Source organism: Burkholderia sp. SIMBA_051, from assembly GCF_046534915.1.
GTDB classification, from domain to species: Bacteria; Pseudomonadota; Gammaproteobacteria; order Burkholderiales; family Burkholderiaceae; genus Burkholderia; species Burkholderia ambifaria.
The window spans coordinates 498,992-511,398 of the sequence record NZ_JAWRXS010000002.1 but is presented as its reverse complement, the minus strand read 5'-3'; the positions used below and the strand labels follow the sequence as shown (position 1 = coordinate 511,398).

13 protein-coding genes and 1 riboswitch are annotated in these 12,407 nt (G+C 69.5%); of the genes, 6 read left to right on the top strand and 7 right to left on the bottom strand.

The window, feature by feature from the left end:
- The first annotated feature begins 132 nt into the window (after positions 1-132).
- The 3 genes from SB771_RS06335 to ribB all read left to right on the top strand — a co-directional run bounded on the left by SB771_RS06335 (position 133) and on the right by ribB (position 3,378).
- Positions 133-1,308 (top strand): MFS transporter, encoded by a 1,176-nt coding sequence (locus SB771_RS06335; protein WP_011657869.1) that lies wholly within the window; start codon positions 133-135, stop codon positions 1,306-1,308.
- A 200-nt stretch (positions 1,309-1,508) separates the two neighbouring features.
- Positions 1,509-2,192, top strand: a complete 684-nt coding sequence (locus SB771_RS06330; protein WP_175660384.1) for a helix-turn-helix domain-containing protein — start codon at positions 1,509-1,511, stop codon at positions 2,190-2,192.
- Between the two features lie 208 nt (positions 2,193-2,400).
- Positions 2,401-2,549, top strand: a riboswitch (FMN riboswitch).
- Between the two features lie 118 nt (positions 2,550-2,667).
- On the top strand, positions 2,668-3,378 hold the full coding sequence (gene ribB, locus SB771_RS06325; protein ID WP_175660383.1) for a 3,4-dihydroxy-2-butanone-4-phosphate synthase: 711 nt from the start codon (positions 2,668-2,670) through the stop codon (positions 3,376-3,378).
- Positions 3,379-3,468: 90 nt separating this feature from the next.
- Here the strand turns inward: ribB and SB771_RS06320 are convergent, their stop codons facing one another.
- The 6 genes from SB771_RS06320 to SB771_RS06295 form a co-directional block, all read right to left on the bottom strand.
- The gene (locus SB771_RS06320; RefSeq protein WP_175660382.1) at positions 3,469-4,155 is read right to left on the bottom strand and encodes an HAD family hydrolase; all 687 of its coding nucleotides are present in this window, start codon (positions 4,153-4,155) and stop codon (positions 3,469-3,471) included.
- Positions 4,156-4,312: 157 nt separating this feature from the next.
- Entirely contained in the window at positions 4,313-5,299 is a 987-nt protein-coding gene (iolG, locus tag SB771_RS06315; protein WP_175660381.1) for an inositol 2-dehydrogenase, read from the bottom strand.
- Positions 5,296-5,541 (bottom strand): hypothetical protein, encoded by a 246-nt coding sequence (locus SB771_RS06310; RefSeq protein ID WP_175660380.1) that lies wholly within the window; start codon positions 5,539-5,541, stop codon positions 5,296-5,298. The genes iolG and SB771_RS06310 overlap by 4 nt, the downstream gene beginning before the upstream one ends.
- 38 nt (positions 5,542-5,579) lie before the next feature.
- Positions 5,580-6,410 carry a TIM barrel protein gene (locus SB771_RS06305; RefSeq protein WP_175660379.1) on the bottom strand — a complete coding sequence of 277 codons (831 nt, stop codon included), beginning with the start codon at positions 6,408-6,410 and terminating at the stop codon, positions 5,580-5,582.
- Positions 6,411-6,445: 35 nt separating this feature from the next.
- Positions 6,446-7,480, bottom strand: a complete 1,035-nt coding sequence (locus SB771_RS06300; RefSeq protein WP_175660378.1) for a xylose isomerase — start codon at positions 7,478-7,480, stop codon at positions 6,446-6,448.
- A gap of 143 nt (positions 7,481-7,623) precedes the next feature.
- Positions 7,624-8,688 (bottom strand): LacI family DNA-binding transcriptional regulator, encoded by a 1,065-nt coding sequence (locus SB771_RS06295; RefSeq protein WP_105834568.1) that lies wholly within the window; start codon positions 8,686-8,688, stop codon positions 7,624-7,626.
- A gap of 172 nt (positions 8,689-8,860) precedes the next feature.
- Here SB771_RS06295 and SB771_RS06290 point away from each other — a divergent pair, with 172 nt between their 5' ends.
- The 3 genes from SB771_RS06290 to SB771_RS06280 are packed head-to-tail and all read left to right on the top strand — an operon-like array spanning position 8,861 to position 11,546.
- A complete protein-coding gene (locus tag SB771_RS06290) occupies positions 8,861-9,946 on the top strand; it encodes a fatty acid desaturase family protein (protein WP_410721221.1) in 1,086 nt (361 codons plus the stop codon).
- A 36-nt stretch (positions 9,947-9,982) separates the two neighbouring features.
- Complete coding sequence (locus SB771_RS06285) at positions 9,983-10,291, top strand: non-heme iron oxygenase ferredoxin subunit (RefSeq protein WP_011657860.1); 309 nt, start codon at positions 9,983-9,985, stop codon at positions 10,289-10,291.
- A gap of 4 nt (positions 10,292-10,295) precedes the next feature.
- Positions 10,296-11,546, top strand: a complete 1,251-nt coding sequence (locus SB771_RS06280) for an NAD(P)/FAD-dependent oxidoreductase (RefSeq protein ID WP_175660376.1) — start codon at positions 10,296-10,298, stop codon at positions 11,544-11,546.
- A gap of 133 nt (positions 11,547-11,679) precedes the next feature.
- Here the strand turns inward: SB771_RS06280 and SB771_RS06275 are convergent, their stop codons facing one another.
- Positions 11,680-12,396, bottom strand: coding sequence for an MIP/aquaporin family protein (locus tag SB771_RS06275; RefSeq protein ID WP_006757965.1), 717 nt, complete (start codon positions 12,394-12,396; stop codon positions 11,680-11,682).
- Positions 12,397-12,407: the final 11 nt, after the last annotated feature.

Below are 12,407 nucleotides of genomic sequence, written 5' to 3'. Positions count from 1 at the left end.
TTTTTGAAAATGGTTCAAATGCCACGCCAATTATCAAAGATAGGCGTATTCGGGACAATGCGCGCACATCCCGCTTTTTTGTGCGGTGCGGCACCGACCGGGCGCCGCGTCCGCCGCCTTCCGGAGAACGTCATGCCCATCCCGTTACTGGCGCTCGCGATCAGTGCGTTCGCCATCGGCACCACCGAATTCATCATCATGGGGCTTCTGCCCGAAGTCGCGCACGACCTCGCCGTGTCGCTGCCGTCGGCCGGCCTGCTCGTCACCGGCTACGCGCTCGGCGTCGCGGTCGGCGCGCCGCTGCTCGCGGTGCTGACGAGCCGCATGCCGCGCAAGGCCGCATTGCTGCTGCTGATGGCGATCTTCATCGTCGGCAACGTGCTGTGCGCGAGCGCGTCCGGCTACGCGATGCTGATGGTCGCGCGCGTCGTCACGTCGTTCGCGCACGGCTCGTTCTTCGGGATCGGCGCGGTGGTCGCCGCGTCGCTCGTGCCGGCCGACAAGCGCGCGAGCGCGATCGCGCTGATGTTCACGGGCCTCACGCTGTCGAACGTGCTCGGCGTGCCGTTCGGCACGTTCGTCGGCCAGCTGCTCGGCTGGCGCGCGTCGTTCTGGATCGTCGCCGCGCTCGGCGTGCTGTCGCTCGGCGGCGTCGCGCTGCTGGTGCCGAACCGTCATGACGGCGGCCCCGTCGGCCTCGGTCACGAAGTGCGCGTGCTGAAGGAGCCGCAGGTCTGGCTCGCGCTGCTGATGACCGTGCTCGGCTTCGGCGGCGTGTTCGTCGTGTTCACATACATCGCGCCGATCCTCGAAACCGTCACCGGCTATTCGCCGCGGGCGGTCGCGCTGATCCTCGTGCTGTTCGGCGCCGGGCTGACGGTCGGCAACACGCTCGGCGGCAAGCTTGCCGACCGCGCGCTGATGCCGTCGCTGATCGCGATCCTGGTCGCGCTGATGGCGGTGATGGCCGTGTTCGCGAAGACCAGCCACCTGCCGGTCGCGGCCGCGGTGACGGTGTTCGTGTGGGGGATCGCCGCGTTCGCGACGGTGCCGCCGCTGCAGGCGCGCGTCGTCGAGAAGGCCGCGAGCGCGCCGCATCTGGCGTCGACGCTGAACATCGGCGCCTTCAACGTCGGCAATGCGGGCGGTGCGTGGCTCGGCGGACTGGCGCTGGAGCACGGCTTCGCGCTCGATGCGCTGCCGTGGGTCGCCGTCGCGGTGACGTTCGCGGCGCTCGTCGTCACGTGGTTCGCGATGCGGCTCGATGCGCGCGCGCCGGCGCGCGGCGCGGCGCCGGCCGCGCATTGAGCGGCGCTGCGCCGACGCCATCGCGACGGGAAAACGTTCGCGACGAACGCATTCCTCCGCGATGCTGATAACGGTGTGAAGATAACTTCGTTTGCCGCGGCAGGGCCGGGTGATAGCGTCTCGATACGCGCCGTTCGTGGCGCAACCCGATTCCGGCTCACCCCATTCGCAGGGCCGCACGGCGGCCCGGAGGCCATGCTATGTCTTCATCCCTGGCGCTGGTGCGCGACGTGTCTTCCTTCGAGTCCGGCGAGGCCGCCGGCGCGCGAGCGGCCGCGTCGCTCGACGTCCTCGAGCAGGTCGTCGGCGTGAATCTCGCGCGCTTGCGCGCCGAGCGGCAACTGTCGCTCGATGCGCTTGCGCGACTGTCCGGCGTATCGCGCGCGATGCTCGCGCAGATCGAATCGGCACGCAGCGTGCCGTCGATCAAGGTGCTCTGCAAGATCGCCGCGGCGCTGAAGGTGTCGGTCGCCGCCTTCCTGCGCCGCCACGCGGTGAACGGCTTCGAGCATCTGGCGGCGGAGCGCGCGGCGCGCGTCGTCAGCTCGAGCGGCCGTTTCTCGGCGCGTGCGCTGTATCCGGAGGGCGAACCGGCCGCGGCCGAATTCCACGAGTTGCGGATCGCGCCGCTGCACACGGAGCCCGGCACGCGCCGCGCGCCCGGCACGACGGTCAACCTGGTCGTCAGCGAGGGCACGCTCGAAGTCAGCGTGCACGATCGCCGCCAGTTGCTCGCGACCGGCGATGCAATCGTGTTCGACGCCGACCAGCCGTACAGCCTGCGCAACCCGGGCGACACCGAGGCGCGCGCGTTCCGCGTGACGGTGAGCCCCGAAGTGCCGCCGCGCTGGCTCGTGCCCGACGCCGCGCACGCGGCCGGCTGAGCGCGCGCGGGTCGCCGGTCCGGTGGGCCGGCGCCCGGTGCCGTTCGGGACGGCCGCACCGGCCTGGTGTCGGCCTGATGTCGGCCGTTCGGACGATGCCGTTAGACGGAGTCGTCAGTAAGGTTTTAGGTGTGGTTGGCTGCGCGGTGCGCGCAGCTGATGTATGCTTGGCCCGCCGGTTTTCCGGGGCATTCCCGGCCGGCAATCAGTGCGTCTTCAGGGCGGGGCGAAATTCCCCACCGGCGGTAGGCTGGCGAAAGCCGGCGAGCCCGCGAGCGCCCGCGCAACCGCGCGGGGTCAGCAGATCTGGTCGAATGCCAGAGCCGACGGTCATAGTCCGGATGAGAGAAGATGTGCAGATAGTCATGTCCGTCAGGGCCGCTTCGCCGTGCGTGCGGAGCGGGTTGTCGTTCTGTCTGTTTGCAATGCCCTGAAACGTTTTTCGCCCAAATCGAAATTGCGAGGAGCGTTTCACATGTCCTTCCTGTCCGTTTCGTCGGCACCCGCCGACGCCTTTGCCGATCTCCCGTTGCTCGATTCCGAACCGATGCCGCCGCGCATCGCCGCCGCGCTCGACGCGTTGCGCGCGGGCCGCGCGGTCGTGTTGCAGGACGATCACGACCGGGAAAACGAGGCCGACCTGATCGTCGCCGCCGAGCGCATCACGCCCGAGACGATGGCGCTGCTGATCCGCGAGTGCAGCGGCATCGTGTGCCTGTGCCTGACCGACGACAAGGTCCGCGCGCTCGAGCTGCCGCCGATGGTGCAGACCAACGAAAGCCGCAACGGCACCGCGTTCACCGTATCGATCGAGGCACGCGAAGGCGTGCATACCGGCGTGTCCGCGGCCGACCGCGTGACGACGATTCGCGCGGCGATCGCCGACGACGCGAAGCCGTACGACATCGTGCGCCCCGGCCACGTATTTCCGTTGCGTGCGCAACCGGGCGGCGTGCTGGCGCGCCGCGGTCACACCGAAGGGACGGTCGACCTGTCGATCCTCGCGGGTTTGAAGCCGGCCGGCGTGCTGTGCGAGCTGATGAATCCGGACGGCACGATGACGCGCGGCGACGACGTCGATCGTTTCGCGCAGCAGCACGGGCTGCCGATGCTGACGATCGCGGAGCTGGTGGACTTCCGCGAGGCGCTCGCGGCCGCGCGCGAGCGCTGCTGTGAGCCGGCCTGACAGCCGGCGTAGTGGGCGCGCCGATGCGCGCGCGGTACGGCGTGCGCATCGAGCCGCACGCCGCTTCTGTCGCTGCGGCGCGGCCGCTCGTCAGGACTGCACGTCGCCGAATTCGCCGCGCAGGCCGGCCGCGACGAGCGCCGGCAGTTCATCCATCCTGCGCATGATCCGCGTGATGCCCATCGCGCGCAGCGCGTCAGCGTAGTTGTCGGGGATGTGGCTCGCGCCGACGAACGCGATCGTCTTCATGCCCGCCGCGCGCGCGGCGTTCAGGCCCGACACGCTGTCCTCGACGACGATGCAGCGCGCCGGCGTGACGCCGAGCGTGTTCGCCGCATGCAGGTACACGTCAGGGTACGGCTTCGGCCGCGCGACCTGCTCGGAGCTGAACACGCGATCGCCGAAGATTTCGGTGAGCGACGCGCGCTTCAGCGAGCTGCGCACGCGCACGAGCCGGCTGTTCGATACCACCGCGGCCGGCAGGCTGACCTTCAGCAGCGCGTCACGCACGCCGGTGATCGGCGCGAGCGATTGCGCGAGACCGGTCTCGATGTTGCGCTCGATGGTCTCGATGAAGCCGTCCGGCATCCGGATTCCGAAATGCGCTTCGAGCCCGGCGAGAAAGCGCGACGTCTGCTGGCCGAACGCGGACTTCGCGGCGTCTTCGAAATCGAGGTGGGGGAAGGTGGCGGACAGCGTTTCGAACAGCACGCGGTCGGCAATGACTTCGCTGTCGACGAGCACGCCGTCGCAGTCGCAGATAAGGTGATCGAGCATGGTGGTGAAAAGGCGGGTGTCGGCGACGCCGATCATGCCGCCATGATACGTGCTTTCGCGGCCGTGCCGCGCACCGTTCGGCGAGCCGCTTGCGCGGCCGGATCGATCCTGCGTACCGGATGCGGCCCGGTATCGCCGCACGGCGCCGCCGTGCACGTCACACCTCGATCACGCGCCCCGTCTGCCACGACGTCATCGCGGCCTCCGCCAGCTCGAGCGCGGCGAGCCCGTCGTCGATCGTCGTCCTGACCGGCGTGCCGTCGCGCAGCGCATCGACGAAATGCGCGATCTCGGCCGCGTACGCGTGCCGGTAGCGCTCGAGGAAAAACGGCTCCGGCACGTCGGTGGCGATGCCGTTCGCCGACCACGCGGTCACTTCGGTCGGCCGCACGTTGCCGGCCTGCAGCATGCCTTTGCTGCCGAGCAGCTCGAAGCGCTGGTCGTAGCCGTACGCCGCGCGGCGCGACGTATTGATCTGGCACAGCAGGCCGCGCCGCGTGCGGATCGTCACGGCGGTCGAATCGAGGTCGCCGGCGTCGCCCACGGCCGGATCGGTCAGGCAACTGCCGGTCGCATGCAGCGTCTGCGCTTCGTCGCCGAGGATCCAGCGGAACACGTCGAAGTCGTGGATCAGCATGTCCTTGAAGATGCCGCCCGAGCTGCGGAGGTAGTCGACGGGCGGCGCGCCGGGGTCGCGGCTCGTGACGACCAGCATTTCCGGCGCGCCGATGTCGCCGCGCTCGACGCGCGCCTTCAGCGCGGCGAAGGTCGGGTCGAAGCGGCGCTGGAAGCCGATCATGCAGGTGACGCCGCGGCGGCGCACGACCTCCGCGCATTCGCGCGAGCGTGCGACGCTCAGGTCGACCGGCTTCTCGCAGAACACGGCCTTGCCCGCGTTCGCCGCCGCGACGATCAGGTCCGCGTGCGTATCGGTGCTCGATGCAATCACGACGGCCTGCACGGATGTGTCGCCGAGCGCGCGTTCGATGTCGGCGACCTGCGCGCCGTGCGCATGCGCGAGCGCGTCGGCCGACGGCGCATGCCGATCGACCACGTACTTGAGTTTCGCGCCCGGGTGGCGCGCCAGATTCGCCGCGTGGATCTTCCCGATTCTTCCCGCACCGAACAAAGCGAATTCGATCATGTCGTTCTCCTGTTGACTCCGTTGGGTTCCGACAGCGTGCGGCGTCGGAACGAATGGTTGATGCCGATGTTCACGCCGGTCTGCGTATGGCCCCGCAGCGGATTCGCGAGGTTGTCGTTGTCCGTGCCGGGGTTGTTGTTCGCGACCGGGAAATTCGGGCCGCTCGCGTTGCGCACGTGCGCGACGGTCGCATAGCGCAGGGTGCGCTTCGACAGGCTGTACGCGCCGCCGAGCGCGAACATCGGCGCGTGGCCGGACGGACCGTGCGTCGCCGCGACGCTCAGCGAGCCGCGAGCTCGCCGCGGAGGTAATCGATGCTGGCGCGCAGCCGCTGTTCGATGTCATTCGCTTCGGCGATCTCGTTCGCGAACGGCTCGAACGAGAACGCGCCGCGATAGCCGCGTGCGAGCAGTTCGCGCAGCTGTCGGACGTTGCCGAGCCGGTCGGCCATGCCGACTAGCACGCGATGGCCGTCGCGCATCCGGTCGATCGGCAGGTTGCTTTCCTCGACACCCGAGATGTGCACGAGGCCCGTCAGGTTCGGGAAGAAGATGTCCTCGCCCGACAGGTGATGGTGGAACGTGTCGTGCACGAGCCGGAATACCTGTTCGCCGGCCGCGGCGTAGATGCCCTTCACCGCGTCCGACTTGCGGCGCAGCGCGCATTCCTCGAAGCCGAGCGGCTCGATGAAGCCGAGGAGGCCGCGCGCAGCGAGGATCGGCTTGAGCGCGTTCAACGCCTTCACGAGATCTGCGTGGCGCGCGTCGGCGTTGCGCGTGTCGGCGCGGCTGTTGGTCGGGCACAGCACCAGTGCGCGCGCGCCGCATTGCGCGGCGTAGTCGGCGAGCACGGTTGCTTCGTCCGCGCGCTCGGCATTCCATTGCTCGAAGCGCTGCAGCGCGTTGATCGTCAGGATCGTCACACCGCCGGCCTCGGCCGTCGCGCGCACGGCCGAGGCCGGCGTGCCATCGGTGATCTCGACGCCGTCGAGATCGTTGCGGATCTCGATCGAGTCGACGCCCAGCCGCCGGCACAGTGCGACATAGCGGTCGAGCGGCAGGCGCGGCGCGCTCATCCGGTTCAGCGAAAAATGGAATGCTGGTTGCGTCATCGTTCGGTCCTCAGGTCTCGGGTAGGGCGGGCGAATCAGGTAAAGCTGCGCGCGCAGCCGGCGGCCGGCGTGTCCGCCGGCTGCGCGGCAAGCGCGTGCCACGTGTCGCGCAGCCACTGCGCGCACGCGACGTTGTTGTCGAAGATCGAATAGCGGGCGCCGCCGCCATAGTCCGGAAACGGGATGAACTCGCAGCTGATCTGCTCGAGCAACGTCGGCCGCGCATGGACCTGCCACTGCAGCAACTGCCGCAGCGCCGTCTTCCACGTGTCGAGCGGCCCCGCATGCCAATCGCCGTGATAGGCGCCGGGCGCCGGTTCGACGAACGGGTACTGGATTCCGCGGCCGGGCCGGCCGTCCGCGCGGCGCATCCAGCGGTTCGCCGGATTGTTCGGGATCACGCTGCGCGCATGCGCGTGCCGGACCCAGCCGCGTGCGATCCAGTCGGCGTAGACGGCCGACGGCGATGCCGGGTCGAGCAAGTGGCGCGCGCTGCCGGCCGGCTCGTGCAGGCCCGACGCGTCGAGTTCGCCGCGATTGCCGATCTTGAACAGCAGATGCGAATGGTCGAGCGTGATCCTGAACGGCGCGCCGGCCCGCTCGACGTATTGCGCGACCCGCACGACCCGCCGGAAATCCTCGCTCCACATGTCGACGTGTACTTCGAGGCTCGGCAGGCAGCCGACCGGCTCGCCGCGTTCGTACGCGCGCAGGTAGAAGGCGGCGACTTCGCGATCCGACAACGGATGACCGTCCGCGTGGTGCGCGTACAGCTGGCAGTTGAGCACCGTGCTGCCGAACCGCGCGCCGGCGTCGATGATCTCGTCGACATGCGCTTCGTCGCGGCCGGCGCGCCAGATGCCGCCGATCACGCGAATCGGCAGCGCATGCCGGTCGACCAGCGCGAAGTACGGCGCGAGATCCTCGCCGCGCACGGGGTTCTTTTCGACATAGTCGAACACGCCGGCGCCGGCGATCATCCGGAACCGCTCGGCGGGCGTGGGCAGAGGCAGGCCGTCGTGTTCGAGCACGCCGTCGAGGTTCACGCCGATGAGGATCGCTTCAGCCATCGTCTCCCGTCCGTCCTGGTCCCTGGATGGCTGCCAAATGTACGGACATGCCGCGCGCGCCGCATGACAAACGTTGACGAAAAATCGCCCATGCGGCGGTCGATTTTTTCGCGCCGCGCCTGCGCACGCCGTGCGGCGCGGCGTCAGGTCTGCAGATACGCGCTGGTGCGCACGTTGGCCGAGCAGAACACGCGGAATTCGACCGGGTCGCCCGGCGGCGGCTGGTCGACGATGCCGCATGCATGCAGCACATGCTGCAGCGCGGAGATCGCCTGGCCGTCCGGATCCTGGTCGATCGCGATGTCCATCGAGCCGGCCTCGATGTACGTGCGGTGCAGGTCGATCATCTCGTGCCCGACCCAGACGACGCGTCCGGCCGCGCCGGCCTTGCGCAGCGCCGCCTCGATGCCGGCCGAGCCGGCGCCGCTGTTGTAGATCCCGACGATATCGTCGTACGTGTGCAGCGCGTTCGTGACCGCGCGGTAGCAGCGATCATCCTGGTCGAGCGTTTCGACCGGCGCATCGTCGCAGCCGAGGGCGGCGAACGCCTCCTTCAGCTGGTCGACGCAGCCGGCCATCCGGTCGGCGTGCGCGCGATAGCCCATGCGTCCGCCCAGCAACAGCACGCGGCCGGGGCGCGCCGCGAGGCGGCCGATGTAGTAGCCGGCCGTGCGCCCGGCGCGGTAGTTGTCGATGCCCGCGTAGTGCACGCGCGCGCCGCCGCCGATGTCGGTGACCATCGTGACGACGGTTTCGCCGCGCGCGATCGCGCCGGCCAGCGCGTCGCGCACGCGCGGCGTGTCGCGTGCGGTGACGATCAGCGCCGCGCGCCGATAGGCGGGCCGCTCGATCAGCGCGGCGGCGCGTTCGTCGTCCGCGGCGGGCAGGATGGTCCGGTGCACGACCACGCGCCGGTCGAGCATCTGCAGCGAGCGCTGCAGCGCCTGCTGCAGCCGCCGGAAGAACGGCGCGTCGGTGTCCGGCAGCAGGACGTCGACGTGGAGCAGCCCGTGCCGCGTGTCCGGCAACTGGCGCGGCACGCCGAGCTGGCGCGCGGCCGCCACCACGCGTTCGCGCGCCTGCGCGGACACGCTGCCGCGTTCGTTCAGCACGCGGTCGACGGTGGTCGTGCTGACCCCGGCGAGTGCCGCGATCTCGTCGAAGCGCGCGGTGCGCTTGCGCCAGCGCGGACCGGACGGGTCGGTCATGGTCGTCTCCATGTTGTTCGTCGCCATCGGTGCGTGGCGCTGTCCGGAACGCTAAAGCGATGGCGAAATTTCGTCAACGTTTCGATTGAGCGGGCCAGGGCCGTCGCCTAATTTTGAATGCATGACGAAGCGCTCGCCGCGCTTCCCGAGAACGAAAAACCAGGAGACACGCGTGGCCCATACGGACGACCAGGCGCACGATCGCAGCGCGGCGGCGCGCCGTCAGGAATACCGAATGATCGGCGGCGCCGGCGAGCGCGCGCGGGCGGCGGGGCTCGTCAACGCCGAGTGGTATCGGTGCGCGGTGCCGCGGCCGCTGATGAAGCAGCTGATGCAGCGCGACGATGCGCGCGCGATCCGCGACACGCTGATCTGGTACGCGGCGATCGTCGCGAGCGGTGTGCTCGCGTGGCTCGCATGGCGTGCGCATTCCGCGTGGGCGATTCCCGCGTTCTTCGTGTACGGCACGCTGTACTGCAGCCCGGCCGACTCGCGCTGGCACGAGTGCGGGCACGGCACCGCGTTCCGCACGCGCTGGATGAACGACGTGCTGTACCAGGTCGCGTCGTTCCAGGTGTTCCGCCGCGCGACGGTATGGCGCTGGAGCCACGCGCGCCATCACACCGACACGCTCGTCGTCGGGCGCGATCCGGAGATCGCCGCGCCGAAGCCGACCGACTGGCTCGGGCTCGCGCTGAACGTGATTGCGCTCAAGCATGTGACGAGCGAGCTGCGCAAGATGGTCGTGCTCGCGTTCGCCGGCCGGCTCGACGACGCGGAGCGCACCTACGTGCCCGAATCGGAGTGGCCGAAGGCCGTGCGCGAAGCGCGGATTCATCTGATCGTTTATGCCGTCGTGATCGCCGCGGCGCTGTACTGGCACACGATCCTGCCGCTGCTCTACATCGGGTTGCCGAGCCTCTACGGCGCGTGGCTGTACCTGTACTTCGGCCTCACGCAGCACGCGGGCATGCCCGAGAACGTGCTCGATCACCGGCGCAACTGCCGGACCGTGACGATGAATCCGGTGTTTCGCTTCCTGTACTGGAACATGAACTATCACGTCGAACACCACATGTTCCCGATGGTGCCGTTCCACGCGCTGCCGAAGCTGCACGACGCCGTGAAGGCCGACATGCCGCCGCCGTACCCCAGCACGCTGGCCGCGTATGCGGAGATCGTGCCGGCGCTCGTGCGGCAGACGCGCGATCCGTCCCATCACGTCGTGCGGCCGGTGCCGGACACCGCGCGTGTATGACCGGCATCGAAGATTCCAACGAAGGAGACACGCATCATGACGCAATGGATCGACACCGGCGCCCTCGACGATATCGACGACGAGGACGTCGCCCGCTTCGACCACGACGGCCGCACCTACGCGATCTACCGGATCGACGGCAACGTGTATGCGAGCGACGGGCTGTGCACGCACGAGCACGTGCATCTCGCGGATGGGCTGGTGATCGACCACGTGATCGAATGTCCGAAGCACAACGGGCGTTTCGACGTGCGCGACGGCCGCGCGCTGTCGGCGCCGGCCTGCGAAAAACTGCGCACCTACCGCGCGAAGGTCGAGGACGGCCGCATCCTGATCGAGGTGTGACGCGATGGCGAACGACCGGGTGATGGCGATCGTCGGCGCGGGACACGCGGGCGGCCGGGCGGCGCAGGTGCTGCGCGAGGGCGGCTGGCGCGGACGCATCGTGCTGATCGGCGCGGAGGCGCACCTGCCGTACGAGCGGCCGCCGTTGTCGAAGGGGGTGCTGACCGGCGAGCGCAGCGCGGCGCAATGCGGGCTGCGCGACCCGGATGCGTGGCGCGCGGACGGCATCGATCCGCTCGTCGCGACGGTCGAGCGGATCGATCCGGTTGCACGCGAAGTACACGTATCGGGCGGCCGCGGCTTCACCTACGACGCACTGCTGCTCGCGACCGGCGGCCGCGCGCGCCGCCTCGCGATTCCGGGTGCGGAACTCGATGGCGTATTCGCATTGCGCACGCTCGACGATGCGGCGGTGCTCGGCGCGCGGCTCGTGCCCGATGCGCGGATCGTGCTGATCGGCGGCGGCTTCATCGGCCTCGAGGTCGCGGCGTCGGCGCGCTCGCGCGGCGCGCGCGTGAGCGTGCTCGATGCGGCGCCGCGCCTGCTCGGGCGCGCGGTGCCGGAGCCGATCGCTGCACGCGTGCACGCGCTGCATGTGCAGCGGGGCGTCTCGATCGGCCTGAACCGCCGGCCCGTCGCGATCGAGCGGATGGTGGACGGCGCACTGGCCGTCGTGCTCGACGACGGCGACGCGCTGATCGCCGATACGGTGGTTGCCGGCATCGGGATCGAACCGGCCGACGAGCTGGCGCGCGACGCGGGCCTCGTCGTCGAGCGCGGCATCGTCGTGAACGCGCGGCTCGAGACGTCGGCGCGCGGCATCTATGCGGCCGGCGATGTCGCGGTGTTCCCGAGCGCGGCGTCAGGGCGGCTCGTGCGTCAGGAAACCTGGCACGGCGCCGAAACGCAGGCGCGCGTCGCCGCCCGCAACATGCTCGGCGCTGACGAACCGTATCGTGAGATGCCGTGGTTCTGGTCCGATCAATATGACGCGCAACTGCAGGTCGCCGGCGAGCCTGCGCTCGGCGAGCGGACGGTCGCGCGCGTGCTCGGCGACGACGAGGAAATCCATTTCCACTTCGATGCGGGCGAGCGGCTCGTCGCGGCGAGCGGCTTCGGCCGTGCGTCGGGATTCGTGAAGGAGATGCGCGTCGCGCGCCTGCTGGTCGAGCGCGGGATCGGCGTGAGCCCGGCCGCGGTCGCGGATGCGGGGGTGAAGCTGAAGTCGCTGGTGGGGGCCGCGGGCGATCGCTAGCGGCGGTGTGGGTTGCCGCCGCAGCGGCGGCCGTGCCAGGAGGGAAGAGGGAAGAGGGAGGAGGGAGAAGGGCGGAGGAACCGTAAGCGCGCGGCAGCCACTGCCGCGCGCTCGAACTCGCGTGAAACGTTGCTCAGGCCATCGCGTGCAGACGCAGATACAGGCCGGCCGCGGCGGCGCCGCCGAGCAGCGGACCGATCACCGGCACCCACGCATAGCGCCAGTCGCTGTCGCGCTTGCCGGGGATCGGCAGCAGCGCATGCATCAGGCGCGGCGACAGGTCGCGCGCCGGGCTCATCGCATAGCCGGTCGGGCCGCCGAGCGAGATGCCGATGCCGAGCACGAGCAAGCCGACGGGCAGCGCGTCGAGCGCGCCGAGGCCGACCTGCGGCGACGCGAGGTACAGCACGCCAAGAATCAGCACGAACGTGCAGATCGCTTCGGTCAGCACGTTGTGCGTGACGCTGCGGATGGCGGGCGCCGTGCAGAACACCGCGAGCTTCAGGTCCGCATCGGCTTCCTTCGCGAAGTGCTGGCGATACGCGAGCCACACGAGCAACGCGCCGGCCATCCCGCCGAGCATCTGCGCAACAATGTAGCCGCCGACCTTCGACCATGCGAACTTGCCCGCGAGCGCGAGGCTGATCGTGACGATCGGGTTCAGGTGCGCGCCGCTGAACGAAGCCGTCACGTAGACGGCGACGAACACCGCCATCGCCCAGCCCATCACGATGACGATCAGATCCGCGCCTTTGCCCTTGGTCTTCGCAAGCAGCACGTTTGCGACCGCGCCGTTGCCGAGCAGCACGAGGATCGCCGTGCCGATGAATTCCGCAATATAAGGTGACATGTTGTCTCTCG

What these genes read in the sequence shown, in the direction of transcription:
- SB771_RS06335 (WP_011657869.1), top strand. Translation starts at nt 133, where the DNA reads ATGCCCATCCCGTTACTGGCGCTCGCGATCAGTGCGTTCGCCATCGGC.
- SB771_RS06330 (WP_175660384.1), top strand. Translation starts at nt 1,509, where the DNA reads ATGTCTTCATCCCTGGCGCTGGTGCGCGACGTGTCTTCCTTCGAGTCC.
- ribB (WP_175660383.1), top strand. Translation starts at nt 2,668, where the DNA reads ATGTCCTTCCTGTCCGTTTCGTCGGCACCCGCCGACGCCTTTGCCGAT.
- SB771_RS06320 (WP_175660382.1), bottom strand. Translation starts at nt 4,155, where the DNA reads ATGCTCGATCACCTTATCTGCGACTGCGACGGCGTGCTCGTCGACAGC.
- iolG (WP_175660381.1), bottom strand. Translation starts at nt 5,299, where the DNA reads ATGATCGAATTCGCTTTGTTCGGTGCGGGAAGAATCGGGAAGATCCAC.
- SB771_RS06310 (WP_175660380.1), bottom strand. Translation starts at nt 5,541, where the DNA reads ATGTTCGCGCTCGGCGGCGCGTACAGCCTGTCGAAGCGCACCCTGCGC.
- SB771_RS06305 (WP_175660379.1), bottom strand. Translation starts at nt 6,410, where the DNA reads ATGACGCAACCAGCATTCCATTTTTCGCTGAACCGGATGAGCGCGCCG.
- SB771_RS06300 (WP_175660378.1), bottom strand. Translation starts at nt 7,480, where the DNA reads ATGGCTGAAGCGATCCTCATCGGCGTGAACCTCGACGGCGTGCTCGAA.
- SB771_RS06295 (WP_105834568.1), bottom strand. Translation starts at nt 8,688, where the DNA reads ATGACCGACCCGTCCGGTCCGCGCTGGCGCAAGCGCACCGCGCGCTTC.
- SB771_RS06285 (WP_011657860.1), top strand. Translation starts at nt 9,983, where the DNA reads ATGACGCAATGGATCGACACCGGCGCCCTCGACGATATCGACGACGAG.
- SB771_RS06280 (WP_175660376.1), top strand. Translation starts at nt 10,296, where the DNA reads ATGGCGAACGACCGGGTGATGGCGATCGTCGGCGCGGGACACGCGGGC.
- SB771_RS06275 (WP_006757965.1), bottom strand. Translation starts at nt 12,396, where the DNA reads ATGTCACCTTATATTGCGGAATTCATCGGCACGGCGATCCTCGTGCTG.